This is a genomic window from Heyndrickxia sporothermodurans, assembly GCF_003055045.1.
In the GTDB taxonomy this organism is placed as follows: Bacteria; Bacillota; Bacilli; order Bacillales; family Bacillaceae_C; genus Heyndrickxia; species Heyndrickxia sporothermodurans.
Genome location: NZ_NAZB01000038.1, coordinates 25772 through 46106, shown reverse-complemented (window position 1 = coordinate 46106; position 20335 = coordinate 25772). Strand labels below are relative to the sequence as shown.

The following is a 20335-nucleotide window of genomic DNA, read 5'->3' as shown; positions in this document are numbered from 1 at the left end:
CACAATAATATGGACTTGACTGAGTCACTTGCCCCAAGTTCCCGCATTCGTCCGATTCGGGCACTTCAACCTCAGGGCACTTGCTCCAAGTTCTCGCATCCATCCCATTCGAGTACTTCAACTCCGGATCTCTTGCTCAAAGTGCTCGCATCCATCCCATTCGAGTACTTCAATTCTGGATCTCTTGCCCCAAGTTCCCGCATCCATCCCATTCGGGCACTTCAACCTCGGGGCACTTGCTCCAAGTTCCCGCATTCATCCGATTCGGGCACTTCAACTCCGGGGCACTTGCTCCAAGTTCCCGCATCCATCCCATTCGGGCACTTCAACTCCGGATCTCTTCCCCAAAGTTCCCGCATCCATCCCATTCGGGCACTTCAACCTCGGGGCACTTTCCCAAAGTTCTCGTATCCATCCTTTTCGAGCAGATAAATTTAAAGAAGCGGTTCGTTAGACAAGTATGCTGATGCTAGATTCTAGATACTGTAAAACTATTATTTCAAAATATCAATTTAACTATCTACTAATCGCTCATGAAATAGGGGAATAAGCTCCATTTGGATTATTAGCAAAAATTATAATTTTACAAAACATACTTTTATTATATAATGAAAAGGTATTCATTATAACGAAAATTCATACAACTAGAGGGAGATGATTTGATGACAGAAGATGTGTATAAACTTATTGCCATCGGCCTTTACATGGTGCTGATGTTATTAATTGGATTTTACGCTTATCGTAAGACAAGTAATTTAACCGATTATATGCTTGGCGGACGTTCTTTAGGACCGGCAGTTACCGCATTGAGTGCTGGAGCTGCAGATATGAGTGGTTGGTTATTAATGGGGCTACCTGGTGGACTTTATTTAAATGGGTTAGCTGATGCTTGGATTGCAATTGGATTAACGATTGGGGCTTACTTAAACTGGATTCTAATAGCACCGCGTTTACGAACCTATACACAAGTTTCCAATGATTCGATTACGATTCCATCTTTCTTAGAAAGCCGTTTTAAAGATTCTACGAAACTTTTAAGAGTAGTTTCTTCACTTGTTATTTTAATATTTTTCACTTTTTATGTATCATCTGGAATGGTATCAGGGGCTGTTTTCTTTAAAAGCTCCTTTGGATTGCATTATACTACCGGATTGTTCATCGTTGCCGGAGTAGTTGTTGCTTATACGCTGTTTGGCGGATTCCTTGCTGTTAGCTGGACCGATTTTGTTCAAGGATTAATAATGGTCATTGCACTTTTACTTGTACCGGCTATTGCAATTTTTAAAACAGGTGGTCCTGTCGAAACATTTAATACAATTCGCTCAATCGACCCAACACTCCTAGATCTATTTAAAGGAACGAGTGTATTAGGGATTATATCTGCTCTTGCATGGGGACTTGGTTATGTTGGGCAACCACATATTATCGTTCGATTCATGGCAATTAAAACGATTAAAGAAACAAAAAGTGCTAGACGAATCGGAATGAGTTGGATGATTCTTTCATTACTAGGTACATCTTTAACAGCATTAATTGGGATTGCTTATTTCCATAATATTGGTGCTCCACTTGGAAAAGCCAATGCTGAAACAGTATTTATCCTATTAGGATCAATATTATTTCACCCACTTGTCGCAGGATTTGTTTTAGCTGCCGTTCTTGCAGCAATTATGAGTACGGTATCTTCGCAATTAATTGTTACCTCTAGTGCATTAACAGAGGATTTATACAAATTGATGTTCCGTCGGAATGCTTCTGATAAAGAACTTGTCTTCTTCGGTCGAATGGCCGTTTTAGTAGTTGCTCTTATTGCCACTGTTTTAGCATTTGATCAAAATTCAACCATTTTGAAACTTGTATCTTATGCATGGGCAGGCTTCGGGGCATCATTTGGACCGGTTGTATTCTTGAGTTTATTCTGGAAAAAGATGAACAACTGGGGAGCACTCTTTGGAATGATTACCGGTGCTGTCACCGTCATTATTTGGAATATTGTTGGACTTGATGAAATACTTTATGAAATTGTACCAGGGTTTATTGCAAACTTAATCGTTGGTATTGTTGTTAGCTTAGCTACCTACAAACACAATGAGGAAATTGAAAAGGAATTCGAAGCAAGCAAAGTCTTATTGAAACAAGGGTAAAGTGGAAGGCCACCAATATCGGTGGCCTTTTGATTTTATTAAACTCTATCTTCAGGACGGATATGATCAATCGGTACAAATACTTTTAAATGTCGATATAAGTTTTCAAATTCAGCAGGGACTAGTCCACCAAATTCTCCATCAATATTTATTTGCATTTTTTCCGTTGAAGTCACTTTAATATGATTCGCAGAAGTATATATGATGTTCGGATCATTCACATGGTTTCCTGTAATTGCAGAAGAAACGACTCGAATAAACTCGGCTAGGTTCGTTTTCTTTAAAATAATTAACGAAAAGAGTCCATCATTGATTGATGAATCTGGTGCAAGCTTTTCAAAACCACCGACAGAGTTTGTTAATCCTACTAAGAAAAGCATTGCTTCCCCTTCGAATAATTTTCCATCATACTCAATCCTTACCTCTGTAGCACGGATCGATGGGAGCATTTCAATACCTTTCATATAATAGGCCAACTGACCAAGCATCGTTTTTAATTTACTTGGGACTTCATAGGACAATTCAGTTAATCGCCCACCACCGGCAATATTAATAAAATAACTATCGTTCATTTTTCCAATATCGACTGGGATGGTGTCACCTTGTACTATTATATCCGTTGCTGCTTCAATATCACGCGGGATATGGAGAGCTCTTGCAAAATCATTTGTCGTTCCAACTGGAATGACACCTAATTTCGGGCGGTATTTCTGTTCGGCAAGCCCGTTAACGACTTCATTAATGGTACCGTCCCCCCCGGCCGCAATGACAATGTCATACTTACGTTTAACAGCAACTTTTGCCGCTTCAATCGCATCTCCGGCACCTGTTGTCGCATGACATGAAGTTTCATATCCGGCAACTTCTAATTTTTTCAAAACTGTCGCAAGATGTTTCTTAAACACTTCACGCCCAGAGGTTGGATTATATATTATTCGTGCTCGTTTCATTTTCATCATCCTACTCTTTTTGTTACAAAATAAATAAAAACTCATCTCTTTTTAGTATATATTACAACTTTTTTGAAACAAATAGGTATACTACTCAACTCGTTCTACATAGAAAATCTGGCCATAGCCAGACCATTATAACTTATTAATTCTAACGACAATATCATACCGCTTTTGATTGTAAAAATCTAGTACTATTGAATTTTTGTCGCATTTCATCAAAACAAGCTACCCCCAATAAATGAATCCAAAATAATCATTATATTATTCACTATGATGCATTTATTTATGCATAAAAATGAAACCCCTATAAAAAAAGTACTAGTCCTCACATTAAGGCTAGTACAAAAATTACAAATTAATTATTTTTCAAACAATACCACTCCGCGTTCTTTAAGAAATTGCACAGATTCAAGTAATGAATGTTCATCGATCTGGTACACCTCTTGTACCGTCGTTTTCCATTTATTAAAATCCTTCATTTGAATTTCTCGGATATTTCGGTAGGTCATCACCTTTATCGTGTGATCTCTTAAAAAATAGCATTCATGCCCATTAAATCGGACAGCTGAAATTCTTCTCATCGTTGTATTAGCATCATCATCAACATAAGATTGTTGAATATCTTCTATAATGTCTGTCTCAGATAACGGCGTCCACTCAATTTCCTTTTTTACGAAGGATTTCCCATTCGAACGGCGATCAATTTCGAATTTATCCATCGTTTTTTGGGTAAAAGCAATTTCTTCACCAAAACCATGTAAAACATGTTTTCTCTTTGCTTCTAGCTCAACCGGCTTCATAATTGGTGAGCCATAACCAACATCCACATAATATTGCCTCTGATCAAGCGTCACCATAATGGCTAAATGGCCCGGGTTTACCCTTACTAATGAACAAGTAAAGCCTAATTGGGATAATAGGCGAGAAAAATTCATGTTTAATGTATAGCATGTTCCTCCCCAACCCTTTTCCTTTAAGTTTTCTACAAAAACCTCGATTGGAGGAACATAGTTTGAATGCTTCTGAAAATAATGAAACTTACTGAAGGTTTCATAAGGAATTCGTGATAAATGTTGTTGTATCAACCGCTGCAAATAATTTAAGGATGGAGTTTCTTTTTCTAATTTTAAATAGTTTAAATAGTCCTCGATTGTTTGTTCCACATTTACCACTCTTTCATTATGCCATTAAGAAAGTATATCTTTTATTCATTCTCGCAAAAAGTGAAAAATCCTGCAATATGATTGAATCGTATGTTAGAAAAACTTAATATTAATCTATTTTTTATTTCTTTATATATTTATAGACATAGGAAATAAGGAATTTGTTTCATTCTTTTTTATTTATTGAATCCCCTCTTTTATATCCGGCCAATGTCTGGAATTTTTTGTTATAAAAAATTAAATTGACTTTTCTCATGCATTTGTGTAATTTAAATAAATAAGATGTAACGTTAATTTCATATTGTATCTCTTATAAAGAGTAGCGGAGGGACTGGCCCTATGAAGCTCGGCAACCTTTCATGATGATCATGAATCGGTGCTAAATCCTGCAAAACACTTGTTTTGAAAGATAAGAGAGGACGATTTCTTGTATGATGAGGCCTCTTTTAAATTGAGTGGCCTCTTTTATTTGTTCTTTTCTAAAAGGTCGTTGCTTTTCTGCAGCGGAAAGGAACGGTCCATTCTCAAAAAACTAACTTTACGAAAACAGCCTTTATTTTTAAGGAATGAAGAAAATCATGGAATATTCCATCATCATATCCAATTATTCTTATAAGAATAATAAATATATTGTTTAGATTTAACTGAAAAAGTGGTCATTGTACAGGATATTGCGAATGTCGTTGTTTTTTTAGCATCAGCATTTTCCGACTATATAACCGGGCAAGGAATTAACGTAACAGGTGGAATGACAATGAACTAAGGAGGAATTAATGTGACAAAACAACAAGAAAAAAAAGGAAGTCTTCTCGCACTATTACCATTATTAATTTTTGTACTTCTTTTTATCGGAACGGGAGTTCTTGCAAATGATTTTTCCAAAATGCCTTTAAGTGTGGCGGTCATTATCGCGGCTACAGTCGCATTATTAATGAACAGGAAGGAATCATTAACTAAAAAGATTGATATCTTTTGTAAAGGGGCTGGACATTCAAATATTATTTTAATGTGTGTCATCTTTGTTTTAGCCGGAGCTTTTGCCGGTGTTGCCAAGGAAATGGGAGCGGTTGAATCAACGGTCAATCTCGGATTAACCTTGCTTCCTGCAAATTTATTAATGGTGGGACTTTTCATTATCGGTTGCTTTATCTCTACCTCGATGGGAACTTCTATGGGTACCGTTGTCGCATTGGCGCCAATTGGGTTGGGGATTGCCACACAAACAGATATCCCTACAGCATTAGCTATGGCCACCGTTGTTGGCGGAGCGATGTTTGGCGATAATCTTTCAATGATTTCAGACACAACGATTGCTGCTGTGCGAACACAAGAAACACAAATGAAGGATAAATTTAAAGTGAATTTCTTTATCGTTTTGCCTGGTGCCATTGTTACAGCCATCCTTCTTGGAATCATCACCCTTGGAAATCATGCAAGTGTTGCCGGCGATCATCCGTATGAATTGGTAAAAGTTTTACCTTATGTAGCTGTCTTAGTCGCCGCTCTACTCGGAGTCAATGTTTTAATTGTACTGCTGGGGGGAACCATTTTTGCTGGAATCATCGGAATTGCTTATGGATCATATGACTTTCTAGGATTTCTACAAACCGTTGCAAAAGGCGTCATGAGTATGGAAGACATTGCGATCGTGGCAATTTTGATTGGTGGTTTAGTGGAAATTATTAAATATAATGGCGGAATCGATTATCTATTACACTTTGTCACTAGTAAAATTAGGTCAAAAAAAGGTGCCGAGTTTGGGATAGCCAGTTTAGTCAGCGTTGCGGATATCGCAACGGCAAATAATACGATTTCCATTATTATTACTGGACCATTAGCGAAAAATATCGCAGATGAATATGAAATTGACGGAAGAAAATCAGCAAGTATTCTCGATCTATTTTCTAGTTGCTGGCAAGGAATTGTTCCATACGGAGGTCAATTGCTCGCAGCTGCCAGTATTGCTTCCATTTCACCAGTGAGCATACTCCCTTATTCTTTCTATCCAATCTTGATGGGAATTTGCGGGGTGATAGCGATACTAGTCGGATATCCAAAACTTCAAAGGAAAAAGGCTATTCTTACTAATCCGCCTTTAAAAGAAAAGTCTTTATAATGTGTTATAATATAAAGATAATTCAAAATCTAACTTAATTATTATAGGAGTGAATATATCATGGTACAAAAAATGAATGTAGAAAGCTTTAATCTTGATCATACAAAAGTAAAAGCACCATATGTCCGCTTAGCTGGAGTGATTCATGGACAAAATGGAGATGTCATCCATAAATACGATATCCGTTTAAAGCAACCAAATAAAGAGCATATGGAAATGCCTGCGCTTCATTCACTAGAGCATTTACTAGCTGAAAATGTACGTAATCATCTCGATCATGTAGTAGATTTAAGTCCTATGGGCTGTCAAACAGGCTTTTACCTTGCCGTCCTTAACCATGATGATTATGATGGGATCCTTGACGCGTTAGAAAAAACATTAAATGACGTATTAGAGGCAAAAGAAGTTCCAGCTTGTAATGAAATTCAATGTGGCTGGGCTGCAAGTCATAGCCTTGAAGGCGCCCAAGAGCTTGCTCGCGAATTACTTGCGAAGAAAGACGAATGGAAAGAGATATTCGCAGATTAATAATCGTACAAACAGGCTGCTTTTCAATAGAAAGGCAGCTTTTGTTTTGTTTAAAATTGGTTTATATTTTCAAATTTTCATATATAATAGAGAAAATAACATTGGGGTGCTTTTATGGATATTGAGAAAATCTATGGCGATCTGCCTACTTTGGAAACTGACCGCCTCATACTAAGAAAAATAACCGGAGAAGATGTAGAGGATATGTTTTCTTATGGGTCCAATGATGAAGTATCGAAATACGTGTCTTGGGATACGCATCGTACGTTAGAAGATACAAAGGAATTCATTGATTTTGTTCTTGGACAATACAAAAACAAAAAGGCCGCACCATGGGGAATAGAATATAAAGAAAATGGCAAATTAATTGGAACCATTGAATATATCGGGTGGCAGCCCCGACACAATAGTGCGGAAATCGGCTATGTTCTTCACCAAGAATACTGGGGAAAAGGAATTACAACGGAAGCTGCCAAGGAGTTACTGGCATTTGGATTTAATAAAATGGAACTAGTTCGTGTTCAGGCAAGATGCTTCACTGAAAACATCGGTTCACAGCGAGTAATGGAAAAGATCGGAATGTCGTACGAAGGAACGACTAGAAAAGGGATGTTTATAAAAGGGAAACACCGCGATTTGAAGGTATACTCGATATTAGTAGAAGAATTTTTAACAAGTTAGAAGCAGCCTAAAGTAAGCTGCTTCTATTACTGTTATGAGAAATTTTCGCGATACCATTTCACGGCGTTCATCACTTCTGCTTCTGTTAGTTGATGGCCATAGTGGTCCCAAAACATGGTGACATTTGCTTCTTTTTCTTCAAGCATTGTTTTTAATTCCTCAGTTTCAGATGTACGAATTAACGGATCATTTGTGCCTGCCCCAATAAAAATTGGTGTATTTTTTAAAGAAGGAATGTTTAAATCTCTTCTTGGCACCATTGGATGGAATAGAATCGCACCTTGTAACGCTTTTTCAAAATAAAAGAGCAAGCTTGCAGCGATATTTGCTCCATTTGAATAGCCAACCGCAACAATATTTTTACGATCAAAGTCATGTTCCTTTGCCGCTTCATCAAGGAAGTTAGAGAGTTCCTTTGTTCTAAATTCTAAATCCTCTAAATCAAATACTCCTTCACTTAATCGTTTAAAAAAACGTGGCATTCCATGCTCAAGCACATTCCCTCTTACACTTAACACGGGTGCTTCTGGGTCAATCATTTCGGCAAGCTGTAATAATGAATGTTCATTTCCACCTGTTCCATGTAGTAACAATAATACAGGTTTCGAACTGTTGGTTCCCTTTTGAAAATAATGTTTCATGTTTCATTCACTCCTTTTACTTGGTGTAATCGGTGGTAATACCGTTTCTAGCCGTTCTCTATACATTTCATATCTTGGAGGAAGCATTAATTTATCACCTAGATTATCCACTGGCTCGTCAATCATAAAACCTGGTGGATCAGTTGCAATCTCGAATAAGATTCCACCTGTTTCGCGAAAATAAACGGAATTAAAGTAATTACGATCTTGAACAGGTGTTACTTGATATCCTAGTTCATTTAAATACGTTTGCCATTGAATTTGTTCCTCATCATCTTTCGTTCGCCATGCAATATGGTGTACCGTTCCGACCCCCATTTTCCCTCTGCTACCATAAGGAGTGCGTTTTACATCAATGATATTGCCAATATCTGCTTCGGATTTAAATCGGATATATTCTTCATCCTCCCCCACCTTTTGCAAGCCTAGGTTTTCTTCTATTAATCTCATTGTTTGATTAGGTGAGCTTGAAAATAGTGTTGCGCCGGCAAAACCTTTGATTGCTACTTCGGAATGGATTTGACCAACACTCCATTCACTTGTGTTGCCTTCTTCTCTTTCCACGATTTCCAATAGTAATCCATGTGGATCTTTAAAAAGAATGGATTCTTCATCGAAACGTATAATGGTCATAAATTCAATATTGTGTTCGTTTAATCTCCTTTTCCAAAATGGTAATGCACCTGTTGGAACCGCGTAGGATGTGACTCCAACCTGCCCATCTCCAATTTTACCTGGATAGGCATTTTCCCAAGGAAAAAAGGTAATAATTGTACCTGGGGTGCCGTTTTTGTCCCCAAAGTACAAATGATACGTGCCAGGATCATCGAAGTTTACCGTTTTCTTTACTAATCGAAGGCCTAATATATCGGAATAAAAATGGACGTTTTCTTGCGGATCACCAACAATCGCAGTAATATGATGGATTCCTACACTTTTCATATGTGTATCTCCTTTCAAAAGAGTAATTTATGTCAATGCGAAATTATCTCGAATTCGAGATAATTATATAAAAAATTTTCCCCTTCGTCAAATGAAGTTATCGATTCTTGGTCATATACTTCAAAAATTTATATACAGCCAGGGGTTCCTTTTACATTTTTGACCTTCTAAACAGAAAATCTATATACAAGCCGGCTTTCCTTTTACATTTTTGGCCTTCTACTCCATAAATCTTTATATAAAGCCGCTTTCCTTATACATTTTTGACCTTCTACTTCATAAATCTATCGCATTCCTATCCTTATTATAATAAAAGACGTGTAACCGGATCACACGTCTTTTCCTTCTTCCTACGCTTTTGCTAATGTTTCTTTCAAGCTGCTATAAACTTCATTCCACAACTTTTCATCTTCGGTAAACGCTTGAGTGATTTTCTTGAACACTTCTTTTTGTTCTGCCTCAAAACGTTCATCCTCTTTAGGCGGCAATACAGAACGTAATTCCGTTACGAATTCTTGTACTTTTGGTGCGCGTGGTCCCCAAACGGCTTTTTCTTCTCCATTTTTATCGATAAAAATAAAAATCGGTATGGAGCGTGCTGTTCCGTTCGTTAAATATTGATCCATTAACTCAAGGTTTGAATCACGTAAAACCATGCGAATTTCGATATTAGAAGCCTCCGCTATTCTCATAAGGATTGGCTCGTTCATCATTGCATCTCCGCACCAATCTTCCGTAATCACAATAGCACGAAGCTCTTTTGCTTTCAATTCCTCAAAAAATGCTTGATCAGCTTCTGAAACTTGGAAACGATTATAGATTGATTGCAGGCTTTCTTTATGTACGTTCATCGAATCAACAAAGTCTTGTACTGGAATTCCTTTTTCAAACCATTCGTTTAATGTTGGCATATTTATCACTCCTATCCGTTATTGATTTAAAAATATCATAAACCATTCAATATTTCATTTTTGAACTCCGAACTATCCAATTTTCTCATCATTTGTTTGGCTATGCATAATGTTTAAGCTTTTTACTTTTATATAATGCTCTTTGCAAAAATAACCTAATAATTTATCGGTTTCCCAGTCATAAACGGGATATACAGTATCAATTTCTTTTCCAGCCTTTTTCAAACAATATGAACATGTTGTTTTAATATCAAAGTGTGCTTCACACATTGTTTGGTTTCACCCTTTACAATTTAATTATCCACGGAATATATACCCACCTTTCTGAAATTAAAACAAAGGACAGAAACTATGTTCTGTCCATATTTTTTAGCGCTTATTTAATTCCTGAACTAATAACTTATTCACTAAAGGCGGATTAGCTTGACCTTTTGTCGCTTTCATTATTTGCCCGACTAAAAATCCAACCGCTTTCGCTTTTCCGTTTTTGAAATCATCAATGGATTGTTGATTGGATGCTAATACTTCATCGATAATTTTCAACAACGCACCTTCATCGGAAATTTGCACAAGGCCTTTTTCTTTTACAATCTTTTCAGGATCGCCGCCATTTTCTACGAGCTCCTTAAAGACGGTTTTGGCAATTTTGGAAGAAATCGTTCCATTTTCAATGAGCTTGATCATGCTAGCAAGGCTTTCCGGAGTTAATGGGATATCATGCAATTCTTTTTGCTCTGCATTCAAGTAGGCAGAAAGTTCACCCATGATCCAGTTAGAAGCTTGTTTCGCCTCTCCTCCTGCCGCAACTGTTGCTTCGAAGAAATCAGCCATTTCCTTCGTTACGGTTAAAACGTTCGCATCGTATGCTGGCAGGCCAAGCTCTTCAATGTAACGTTTTTTCCGCGCATCCGGCAATTCTGGTATTTCGGCACGGATTCTTTCTTTCCACTCTTCATCGATAAAAATGGAAACAAGGTCCGGTTCAGGGAAATAACGATAATCATCTGAACCTTCTTTTACACGCATCAACAATGTTTTACCTGTTGCCTCATCAAAACGGCGTGTTTCTTGATCGATTACACCACCTGCAGATACAACTTCGATTTGGCGTTTTTCCTCATATTCTAGCCCTTTACGTACAAAGTTAAAAGAGTTTAAGTTTTTCAATTCCGTCTTTGTTCCAAATTCTTTTTGGCCTACCGGTCGAATTGAAATATTCGCATCACAACGCAAGGAGCCTTCTTCCATTTTACAATCAGAAACTCCTGTGTATTGGATAATCGATTTTAATTTTTCCAAATAAGCATATGCTTCATCTGGTGTACGAATATCTGGTTCCGAAACAATTTCAATTAACGGTGTTCCTTGACGATTTAAATCGACAAGTGAGTAGCCGTCACCTGTATGCATTAATTTTCCTGCATCCTCTTCTAAATGAAGACGAGTGATTCCAATTTTTTTCTTTTCACCTTTTACCTCAATTTCGATCCAGCCGTGTTCACCAATCGGTTTATCAAACTGAGAAATTTGATAGGCCTTCGGATTGTCTGGATAAAAGTAATTTTTGCGATCGAATTTTGTTTCAGGTGCGATTTGACAGTTCAGTGCCATCGCCGCTTTCATTCCGAACTCTACTGCACGTTTATTCAAAACAGGCAACACACCTGGGTATCCTAAATCAACAACCGTTGTATTCGTATTTGGCTCGGCGCCGAAATGGGCTGGTGCTGATGAAAAGATTTTAGAATCTGTTTTTAACTCGACATGGACTTCTAGTCCGATAACCGTTTCATAGTTCATTTTTTTCACCCCTTACAACTGTGGTTTTTCTTTATGGAAGTTCGTTGCTTGCTCAAAGGCATGCGCTACTTTGTAGACAGTAGCTTCATCAAAATGTTTTCCAATGATTTGCAATCCCAGTGGCAAGCCGTTTGTAAATCCGCATGGAACGGAGATTCCTGGGACACCTGCAAGGTTAACTGGAATCGTTAATAAATCATTTGCGTACATTGTCAAAGGATCCGATGTCTTTTCGCCGATTTTAAATGCCGGAGTTGGTGTTGTTGGTCCAATAATTACATCATATTTTTCAAATACAGTTTCAAAATCATTTTTGATCAGTGTTCGAACTTGCTGTGCTTTTTTATAATATGCATCATAATAACCTGAGCTTAGCGCAAAGGTTCCAAGCATGATGCGACGTTTTACTTCCTCACCAAAGCCTTCAGAGCGTGACTTTTTATATAAATCAATCAAGTTTTTCGCATTCGGTGATCGATAGCCGTAACGGACTCCATCGAAACGAGCTAGATTTGAAGATGCTTCTGATGATGATAAAAGATAATAGGCAGCCGTTCCATATTTTGAATGGGGCAGACTGACTTCTTCCCATGTAGCCCCTAAACTTTCTAGCACTTTTAATGCATCTAAAACGGACTGGCGAACCTCTTCGTTCACACCTTCACCCATATATTCTTTAGGGACAGCGATTTTCAATCCTTTAATATCACCTGTTAAACTTTGCACAAAATTTGGCACATCGACATTTGCAGAAGTAGAATCATGTGGATCCACTCCGGAAATCGCTTGAAGAAGATAGGCGTTGTCTTCTACATTACGTGTGATTGGACCAATTTGATCGAGCGAGGATGCAAAGGCCACTAGACCAAAACGGGAAACGCGTCCATAGGTTGGCTTTAAGCCAACGACTCCACAAAAGGCTGCTGGTTGCCGAATCGATCCACCGGTATCAGAACCAAGAGAAAATGGCACTTCACCTGCGGCAACAGCTGCTGCTGATCCACCTGAAGACCCACCTGGAACCGTATTTACATTCCACGGATTAAACGTTTTCTGAAAGCCTGAATTTTCCGTTGATGAACCCATTGCAAATTCATCCATATTTAATTTACCAATTGTAATTGTGCCTGCATTATGTAATTTATTCATAACTGTCGCATTATAAATTGGGTCAAAATTTTCGAGGATTTTACTGGCACATGTTGTGCGAAGATCTTTTGTAACGATATTATCCTTGATTCCAATTGGCATTCCAAAAAGTGGGTGATTCGATTCATCCGAACCAAGTGCTTCATCCAATTGCTTAGCTTTAGCACGTGCTGTTTCTTCATCTAGTGTAAGAAAAGCCTGGACCTTGCTTTCAACTTCTTGGATTCGTTGGTAAGATTCTTCAACGAGCTCAGTAACCTTGACCTCTTTTTTATGTAAAAATTCATGTAACTCAGAGATTTTATGATCAAATAAAGCCAACTCTACCCCTCCTACTCTATAATTGATGGTACGCGAATTTGTCCATCTTTCTTATCTGGAGCATTCTTCAATACTTCCTCTTGCGGCAATCCTGGTTCCGCTTTATCCTCACGAAGGACATTGCGAATATCTAATACGTGAGAGGTTGGCTCCACATTTGTTGTATCCACTTCATTTAACAATTCTGCAAGATTGATAATATCATCTAATTGCTTCGTGAATTTTTCCGTTTGTTCTTCATCAAATTCTAATCTCGCTAAATTAGCGACATGGTTGACTTGTTCTTTTGAAATTCTCGACATTTCCTTCACCTCCGAAAGTGGGTTTGAAACAGTAATAATATTATTGATAATATCAGAATGGCTTGTATATAGGCAAGGGGACAGACCTTATTAAAGGCTGCCCCCATTACTTTTTTACTTAATCATTTTTTCCCTTATCGTTGAGAAAGGTATTTTTCACATAATTATTTCGTATCCACAAATTGCTCCGCCTCAGTCGACCCCTTTAACGCAGTCGTTGAGGAAGTACCGCCGGTGATAATCATCGAAACTTCATCAAAGTAACCTGTTCCGACTTCGCGCTGATGTCTCGTAGCTGTGTAGCCATACACTTCATTTGCAAATTCAGCCTCCTGCAATTCGGAGTAAGCTGCCATGCCTCTTTCTTTATAGCCTTTTGCCAGTTCAAACATACTGTTATTTAAAGCATGGAAACCTGCTAACGTCACAAATTGGAACTTATAGCCCATTTTCCCTAACTCTTGTTGGAACTTAGCAATCGTCGCTTCGTCTAATTTCTTTTTCCAGTTAAATGAGGGTGAACAGTTGTAGGCGAGCAGTTTGCCAGGGAATTTCTCATGAATGGCTTCGGCAAACCGTTTTGCTTCTTCTAGGTTAGGTTCGGACGTTTCGCACCAAACGAGGTCTGCATAAGGTGCGTAAGCTAAACCTCTTGCGATCGCTTGATCCAGTCCCGCCTTTGTACGATAGAAACCTTCAGGTGTCCGGTCACCAATGATAAATGGTGCATCGTAAGGATCCACATCACTTGTAATTAAATCAGCTGCATTTGCATCGGTTCTCGCAATCAATAATGTTGGTACACCCATAACATCTGCTGCAAGACGAGCGGAAATTAAATTTTTCACCGCTGTCTGGGTAGGCAACAATACTTTTCCACCTAAGTGACCGCATTTTTTCTCAGATGATAATTGATCTTCAAAGTGAACCGCTGCCGCTCCCGCTTCAATCATTGCCTTCATCAGTTCAAATACATTCAATTGTCCGCCAAAACCTGCTTCGGCATCTGCGACAATTGGGGCAAACCAATCAATGGAATGATCCCCTTCCACATGATGAATTTGATCGGCACGTTGCAATGCTTGATTAATTCGTTTGACTACATGTGGAACACTATTTGCAGGATATAAACTTTGATCCGGATACATATGTCCCGACAGATTCGCATCTGCTGCTACTTGCCAGCCGCTTAAATAAATCGCTTTTAGTCCCGCCTTTACTTGTTGAACCGCTTGATTTCCTGTTAAGGCTCCTAACGCATTCACATAATCCTCTTCGTGAAGCAAATGCCAAAGCTTCTCGGCACCACGTCGTGCCAATGTATGTTCAATGTCTATCGATCCACGAAGCTTTAATACGTCCTCTGCCGAATACGTACGTTCAATTCCTTTCCATCTTTCATCAAGCTCCCATGATTCTTGTAATCTTGACACCTTTTCGTTTGTCATTCTATATTCCTCCTAATCTATTATTTATAAAATTTCATAACCAGGGATGGTTAGAAAATCAATGAATTCATCCTCTTTAATGAGTTGGTCAAAAAGTTTAATTGCTTCTTCCAAACGTTGAAGTTTGCTACCATGTTCATTTTTAATTTTTTCGAGCTCTTCTTCTTTCAATTGCTCATATAGTTCAAAAGTTACCTTTCTGCCGTCCTCTAAAATTCCTTTCGGATGACGGATCCATTGCCAAAGTTGGGCACGTGAAATTTCTGCTGTCGCTGCGTCCTCCATTAAGTTGTCAATCGGTGCAGCCCCCCTGCCACTTAGCCACGACTCAATATATTGAATTCCGACATTAATGTTTTGGCGAACGCCCTTTTCAGTAATCACGCCGTTTGGAACCTCTAACAAATCAGACTCAGTTATCGTGATATTTAGCTGTTTGCTTGAATGAATCTGATTTGGTGTCTGCATTTCCCGATTGAATACTTCCAGTGCTACAGGAACAAGACCGGGATGAGCGACCCATGTGCCATCATGACCATCGCTTGCTTCCCTTTCCTTATCTGCACGTACTTTAGCAAAAGCTGCCTCATTTTTTTCCGGATTATTCTTTACAGGAATTTGTGCAGCCATCCCCCCGATCGCCGGCGCTTTTCTCATATGACATGTTTTGATTGTTAGTAATGAGTACGAACGCATAAATGGCACTGTCATCGTGACAGCAGAACGATCAGGTAAAAGCACATCCTCGGTGTTTTTCAATTTTTTCAAATAGCTAAAAATATAATCCCATCTGCCACAATTAAGACCCGCAGAATGTTCTTTCAGTTCAAATAAGATTTCATCCATTTCAAATGCTGCCATGATCGTTTCTATGAGCACTGTTGCTTTAATCGTACCTTTTGGAATACCGACATATTTTTGTGCAAATAAGAACACGTCATTCCATAAACGTGCCTCCTGATGACTTTCAAGTTTCGGTAAATAAAAATAAGGTCCTGTTCCACTCTGTACTAATCGAACGGCATTATGAAAAAAGTACAATCCAAAATCAAATAAACTTCCCGAAATCGGCTGACCATCCATTAATACATGCTTCTCTTCCAAATGCCAGCCTCGAGGTCGGACCATTAATACAGCCGGATTTTCATTTAATTTATATTGTTTTCCATTCGTTCCTTCAAATGAAATGGTTCGATTCACAGCATCCCTTAAATTAATCTGCCCTTCCATGATGTTATCCCAAGTCGGAGATGTCGCATCTTCTAAACATGCCATAAAAACTTTCGCACCCGAATTCAAGGCATTAATAATCATTTTTCGATCAACCGGTCCTGTGATTTCTACTCGTCGATCTTGCAAATCACCCGGCAATGGAGCAATGGTCCAATCTCCCATTCGAATATGTTTCGTTTCTGGCAAAAATCCAGGTAACTTTCCTTGATCGATCTCTTTCTGTCGCTTATTTCTTTCTTCTAGAAGTTCTCTTCGTCTTGTACCAAAATGTCTCTCTAGCTGCTCGATAAATTGCAATGCTTTTGGAGTTACTATTTCTTCATACCCTGGTTTCATAGTTCCTTTCACTTCAATTCCAGCTGTTTGGGTTCCCAAATGATTCCCTCCTCAATATTGTTATACTACAGATTAATATTAATAATTGTATTATATAACAGAACAGCAAAAGTGCAACAGAAATTTTGAAAAATATTCAGAAATCAATCGACAAAATTCGATTCGGCAAAGTTCCGAGTCATTGCTCGTGAAAAAGTAATCTTTTTCCTTCTGAAGCTTCTACCATAATTTCTTGTGGGATTGGTTTTGTTTTTATTTGACCAGGTTAGCCAATTTATCCACCCTATTGCCTCAAAAAAAACAGACGGAAATTCCGTCTGTTTTATTGATAAATATGCACTTCGGGTTCTTTTTCTCCAGGATTACGGACAATTAATGCCTTTGGTCCGTTTACGGAGGTGACACTTACTTCAAGTGAGATATAATCAGGGAATGTATTGATAACTAAACCCGTAATATATTGTGTAAAGCCAATGACTTCGCCCTGACCATAAAATTGAATTGGGATTTCAATACTTAATTGGCTTAGTTGCTTATCTTTATACAATCCACGACCAATAACCCCATTGTAGTTTGGAAAATATTCTTCAATATCTTGTTTAAATTTTTCAAACATGTTTGCATCGTCTCGATATGCTTTCGTTGTTGTATCGTCAGGGAATAAATAATATTTTTCCTTTATCTTTTTCCAGTTATCAATAGTGGAACTTCCTGCTCCTACTTCCGCATAGGACACAAAATTACCCGGCACGACGGAGTCTTTCGATTTTTGCTCGAAAAGGGCAATCGTAATGGGAACATCTTTTAAACCATTCATGTTCCGAAGACGTTTAATGACTTCTTGAGCAATCTTTTTCCCTTCTCTTTCCGTGTTTTTAATATCTTGCTGGTACACGGCACCATATTGTTCTTTTTGATAATAATGGACTGTATTCAAGGCGAGACCAATGACCACTCCACCTAATTTTCCTGTCCCTTTTTTTGTTTTAATTAAATAGTCATGTTCTAAAATATGTGCAAGGTAAATCGGGCTTTTCTTATTTTGTTCTTCAATCGAACCTTTTTCATTAATTACCGGGTTCAAGCCTACATTTTCACTTGCTGATAGTTTCTTTTCTTTAAGCTGGCTTTTAGTATATTTCCGATTTAACCACGCATCAATTGTATCTTTATCTAAATATTGACCTTCTTGAAATAAGTACGTGTCCGTTGAAAAAGATTTTTGTGCAACTCGCATCAATCCCGTTTCAAACTCTTGGATATCATAACGAGTATTTAAATTATTGACAATTCTTCCTCTTGCCTTACTTGGTTTGAAAGGTATGATTGTTCGATAATATTGATCAGAAACTTGATAATTTGGAATAATCGCTGTTTCCTTTTTATTATTTTTATTTTGTAAGACTTTATTTTCTGTTTCAAATTTTGGTGCGCATCCTGTTATAAGAAGCAAAACAGCAGCGAACACCGGCAACCACTTTTTCATGCTTATTTGCCACCTTTATTTCGTCCGTTATTCCTACTTCGGCTGGACTTTTAATACTAATCATTTTAATAGACTTTATATAGTAAGATAAAGTTTCATTTAACGATTAAATTCTTCCAGCATTTTTTCTTCGTCCCAAACTTCGATTCCAAGCTCGTTTGCTTTCGTCAATTTCGAGCCTGCATCCGCGCCCGCAATAACCAAATCAGTTTTTTTGCTCACGCTTCCTGTAACACTTGCACCTAAAGCTTCAAGTTTTTCTTTCGCTTCGTTTCTCGTAAGCTGTTCCAATTTACCGGTTAAGACGACGACTTTTCCTGCAAAGATGGAGGAAATCGATTCTGTTTCAACGGGCATAGGACCTTTATATTCCATATTTAAACCCGCATTCTTCAATTCTTGAATAAGCTCACCGGCTTCTTCATTTTCAAAATAAGTAACGATAGAATCGGCCATTTTTTCGCCAATATCTTGGATGGCTGTAAGTTCTTCCTTTGTGGCAGCAGCTAAGGCATCCATCGTTCCAAATTTTTGTGCTAATGTTTTGGCTGCTTTTGCACCAACATGGCGAATTCCAAGACCAAAAAGGAGCTTTTCTAATGAATTCGTTTTGGAGCTTTCAATTGCTGCTAACAGATTAGAAACAGATTTTTCACCCATCCGTTCTAGTGCTAAAAGTTGTTCCTGTTGTAAATGATAAATGTCTGCCACATCATGAATAAGTTCATGCGCAAATAATTGACTAATCACTTTTTCACCAAGACCATCAATATTCATGGCGTTTCTTGAGACAAAATGAATCAATCCCTCACGGATTTGGGCAGGACATTTCGGATTAATGCAACGCAGGGCCACTTCCCCTTCTAAACGAACAAGTTCACTTTCGCAATCTGGACAGTGTGTTGGCATCAAAAATTCTTTCTCCTCACCCGTACGTCTTTCAACTAACACATTGACGACTTCAGGAATGATATCTCCTGCCTTTTTAATGACAACATAATCACCAAGTTTGATATCCTTCTCGCGGATTAAATCTTCGTTATGCAAAGATGCCCTTTGAACCTTTGTTCCTGCAACGCGAACCGGATCAAGTAGCGCGGTCGGTGTGATTACTCCTGTGCGTCCAACACTTAATTCAATATCACGAAGCTTTGTCACGACTTCTTCTGCGGGAAACTTGTAAGCAATAGCCCACCTTGGACTTTTCGCTGTAAAACCAAGGGCTTTTTGTTGCTCAAATGAATTTACTTTAATGACGATTCCATCAATTTCATATGGCAAGTTTGCCCGCTTTGCTACCCATTTTTCTACATATTGGAGAACCTCATCAATATTTGCACATTTTTCTCTTTCCTTGTTCACTTTAAAGCCAAGTGTTGTTAAAAAATTCAATCCATCATGCTGTGTAGTGACGCCTGTTTCACTAAAATCTCCAATCGCATAAAGGAAAATATCTAAGTTTCTTGAAGCTGCAATCCGTGGATCCAATTGGCGCAATGACCCCGCTGCAGCATTTCGCGGATTAGCAAAAGGCTCTTCCCCATTTTCTTCTTTCACTTTATTTAATTGTTCAAATGATTTTTTCGGCATATACGCTTCGCCGCGTACCTCGATTGACATCGGTTGCTTGATTCTAAGCGGGATCGATCGAATCGTTTTTAAATTAGCGGTAATATCTTCCCCAATCGTTCCGTTCCCTCTTGTTGCACCTTGTATAAAAAGTCCGTTTTCATAACGAAGTGATATCGCTAATCCATCAATCTTTAATTCACAAACGTATTCAACCTCATCGCCAACCACTTGCTTTACTTTACGATCGAAATCACGAAGATCACTTTCATTAAAGGCATTTCCTAAGCTTAGCATCGGGATATGATGTTCCACTTTTTGAAATGCCGAGAGAATTTCTCCGCCGACACGCTGGGTCGGCGAATCGGGTGAAATCAATTCTGGAAATTGCTCTTCAATGTTAGTAAGCTCTCTCATTAACTGATCATATTCAGCATCGGGAACCGATGGTTGATCCAATACATGATATTCGTAATTATATTGGTTCAGCAGATTATGAAGTTCCTTTATTCGTTTTTCAGCATCCTTTTTTTCCATAACAACAACCCTTCCATATAGAAGTTGGAGGTTGGGCCCAAGGTTGGAGAAATCGGCAAAATTGCCGATTTCCGC

At 38.3% G+C, this 20335-nt stretch carries 18 protein-coding genes and 1 riboswitch; of the genes, 5 read left to right on the top strand and 13 right to left on the bottom strand.

Annotated elements, in window-relative coordinates:
* Nucleotides 1-662 precede the first annotated feature (662 nt).
* Nucleotides 663-2144 (top strand): sodium/proline symporter PutP, encoded by a 1482-nt coding sequence (gene putP / locus B5V89_RS15195; protein WP_108072773.1) that lies wholly within the window; start codon nt 663-665, stop codon nt 2142-2144.
* A 38-nt stretch (nt 2145-2182) separates the two neighbouring features.
* Here the strand turns inward: putP and B5V89_RS15190 are convergent, their stop codons facing one another.
* Both B5V89_RS15190 and B5V89_RS15185 read right to left on the bottom strand, forming a co-directional pair.
* The gene (locus tag B5V89_RS15190; protein WP_066227762.1) at nt 2183-3094 is read right to left on the bottom strand and encodes a diacylglycerol kinase; all 912 of its coding nucleotides are present in this window, start codon (nt 3092-3094) and stop codon (nt 2183-2185) included.
* A gap of 362 nt (nt 3095-3456) precedes the next feature.
* Nucleotides 3457-4260, bottom strand: coding sequence for an arylamine N-acetyltransferase (locus B5V89_RS15185; protein WP_108072771.1), 804 nt, complete (start codon nt 4258-4260; stop codon nt 3457-3459).
* 307 nt (nt 4261-4567) lie between these two features.
* Nucleotides 4568-4676: riboswitch (SAM riboswitch) on the top strand.
* A gap of 236 nt (nt 4677-4912) precedes the next feature.
* Here B5V89_RS15185 and B5V89_RS20630 point away from each other — a divergent pair.
* From B5V89_RS20630 to B5V89_RS15165, 4 genes are all read left to right on the top strand, one after another.
* Entirely contained in the window at nt 4913-5023 is a 111-nt protein-coding gene (locus B5V89_RS20630; RefSeq protein WP_236011775.1) for an SDR family oxidoreductase, read from the top strand.
* A gap of 12 nt (nt 5024-5035) precedes the next feature.
* The gene (locus B5V89_RS15175; RefSeq protein ID WP_244913512.1) at nt 5036-6376 is read left to right on the top strand and encodes a Na+/H+ antiporter NhaC family protein; all 1341 of its coding nucleotides are present in this window, start codon (nt 5036-5038) and stop codon (nt 6374-6376) included.
* Between the two features lie 60 nt (nt 6377-6436).
* On the top strand, nt 6437-6904 hold the full coding sequence (locus B5V89_RS15170; protein WP_066227752.1) for an S-ribosylhomocysteine lyase: 468 nt from the start codon (nt 6437-6439) through the stop codon (nt 6902-6904).
* A gap of 114 nt (nt 6905-7018) precedes the next feature.
* Complete coding sequence (locus B5V89_RS15165) at nt 7019-7585, top strand: GNAT family N-acetyltransferase (protein WP_107920184.1); 567 nt, start codon at nt 7019-7021, stop codon at nt 7583-7585.
* A gap of 32 nt (nt 7586-7617) precedes the next feature.
* Here B5V89_RS15165 and B5V89_RS15160 read toward each other — a convergent pair whose 3' ends face one another.
* The 11 genes from B5V89_RS15160 to ligA form a co-directional block, all read right to left on the bottom strand.
* Nucleotides 7618-8226: an alpha/beta hydrolase gene (locus B5V89_RS15160; RefSeq protein ID WP_108072770.1), complete on the bottom strand. Its 609-nt coding sequence runs from the start codon at nt 8224-8226 to the stop codon at nt 7618-7620.
* A 3-nt stretch (nt 8227-8229) separates the two neighbouring features.
* Entirely contained in the window at nt 8230-9168 is a 939-nt protein-coding gene (locus tag B5V89_RS15155; RefSeq protein WP_107920183.1) for a ring-cleaving dioxygenase, read from the bottom strand.
* Nucleotides 9169-9518: 350 nt separating this feature from the next.
* A complete protein-coding gene (locus B5V89_RS15150) occupies nt 9519-10079 on the bottom strand; it encodes a thioredoxin family protein (protein ID WP_108072768.1) in 561 nt (186 codons plus the stop codon).
* A gap of 72 nt (nt 10080-10151) precedes the next feature.
* Complete coding sequence (locus B5V89_RS15145; protein ID WP_107920181.1) at nt 10152-10349, bottom strand: hypothetical protein; 198 nt, start codon at nt 10347-10349, stop codon at nt 10152-10154.
* Between the two features lie 99 nt (nt 10350-10448).
* The gene (gene gatB / locus B5V89_RS15140) at nt 10449-11879 is read right to left on the bottom strand and encodes an Asp-tRNA(Asn)/Glu-tRNA(Gln) amidotransferase subunit GatB (RefSeq protein ID WP_107920180.1); all 1431 of its coding nucleotides are present in this window, start codon (nt 11877-11879) and stop codon (nt 10449-10451) included.
* A gap of 12 nt (nt 11880-11891) precedes the next feature.
* Complete coding sequence (gene gatA / locus B5V89_RS15135; RefSeq protein WP_108072766.1) at nt 11892-13349, bottom strand: Asp-tRNA(Asn)/Glu-tRNA(Gln) amidotransferase subunit GatA; 1458 nt, start codon at nt 13347-13349, stop codon at nt 11892-11894.
* An 11-nt stretch (nt 13350-13360) separates the two neighbouring features.
* The gene (gatC, locus tag B5V89_RS15130) at nt 13361-13651 is read right to left on the bottom strand and encodes an Asp-tRNA(Asn)/Glu-tRNA(Gln) amidotransferase subunit GatC (protein WP_108072765.1); all 291 of its coding nucleotides are present in this window, start codon (nt 13649-13651) and stop codon (nt 13361-13363) included.
* Between the two features lie 164 nt (nt 13652-13815).
* On the bottom strand, nt 13816-15099 hold the full coding sequence (aceA, locus tag B5V89_RS15125) for an isocitrate lyase (protein ID WP_066227719.1): 1284 nt from the start codon (nt 15097-15099) through the stop codon (nt 13816-13818).
* A 24-nt stretch (nt 15100-15123) separates the two neighbouring features.
* Complete coding sequence (gene aceB, locus B5V89_RS15120) at nt 15124-16707, bottom strand: malate synthase A (RefSeq protein WP_108072763.1); 1584 nt, start codon at nt 16705-16707, stop codon at nt 15124-15126.
* Nucleotides 16708-16990: 283 nt separating this feature from the next.
* A complete protein-coding gene (locus tag B5V89_RS15115) occupies nt 16991-18154 on the bottom strand; it encodes a CamS family sex pheromone protein (RefSeq protein ID WP_108072762.1) in 1164 nt (387 codons plus the stop codon).
* Between the two features lie 99 nt (nt 18155-18253).
* Nucleotides 18254-20260 carry an NAD-dependent DNA ligase LigA gene (gene ligA / locus B5V89_RS15110; RefSeq protein WP_108072760.1) on the bottom strand — a complete coding sequence of 669 codons (2007 nt, stop codon included), beginning with the start codon at nt 20258-20260 and terminating at the stop codon, nt 18254-18256.
* Between the last annotated feature and the right edge of the window lie 75 nt (nt 20261-20335).

What these genes read in the sequence shown, in the direction of transcription:
- gatC (WP_108072765.1), bottom strand. Translation starts at nt 13,651, where the DNA reads ATGTCGAGAATTTCAAAAGAACAAGTCAACCATGTCGCTAATTTAGCG.
- putP (WP_108072773.1), top strand. Translation starts at nt 663, where the DNA reads ATGACAGAAGATGTGTATAAACTTATTGCCATCGGCCTTTACATGGTG.
- B5V89_RS15165 (WP_107920184.1), top strand. Translation starts at nt 7,019, where the DNA reads ATGGATATTGAGAAAATCTATGGCGATCTGCCTACTTTGGAAACTGAC.
- ligA (WP_108072760.1), bottom strand. Translation starts at nt 20,260, where the DNA reads ATGGAAAAAAAGGATGCTGAAAAACGAATAAAGGAACTTCATAATCTG.
- B5V89_RS15160 (WP_108072770.1), bottom strand. Translation starts at nt 8,226, where the DNA reads ATGAAACATTATTTTCAAAAGGGAACCAACAGTTCGAAACCTGTATTA.
- B5V89_RS15190 (WP_066227762.1), bottom strand. Translation starts at nt 3,094, where the DNA reads ATGAAACGAGCACGAATAATATATAATCCAACCTCTGGGCGTGAAGTG.
- gatB (WP_107920180.1), bottom strand. Translation starts at nt 11,879, where the DNA reads ATGAACTATGAAACGGTTATCGGACTAGAAGTCCATGTCGAGTTAAAA.
- B5V89_RS15115 (WP_108072762.1), bottom strand. Translation starts at nt 18,154, where the DNA reads ATGAAAAAGTGGTTGCCGGTGTTCGCTGCTGTTTTGCTTCTTATAACA.
- B5V89_RS15150 (WP_108072768.1), bottom strand. Translation starts at nt 10,079, where the DNA reads ATGCCAACATTAAACGAATGGTTTGAAAAAGGAATTCCAGTACAAGAC.
- B5V89_RS15155 (WP_107920183.1), bottom strand. Translation starts at nt 9,168, where the DNA reads ATGAAAAGTGTAGGAATCCATCATATTACTGCGATTGTTGGTGATCCG.
- aceA (WP_066227719.1), bottom strand. Translation starts at nt 15,099, where the DNA reads ATGACAAACGAAAAGGTGTCAAGATTACAAGAATCATGGGAGCTTGAT.
- B5V89_RS15170 (WP_066227752.1), top strand. Translation starts at nt 6,437, where the DNA reads ATGGTACAAAAAATGAATGTAGAAAGCTTTAATCTTGATCATACAAAA.
- B5V89_RS15145 (WP_107920181.1), bottom strand. Translation starts at nt 10,349, where the DNA reads ATGTGTGAAGCACACTTTGATATTAAAACAACATGTTCATATTGTTTG.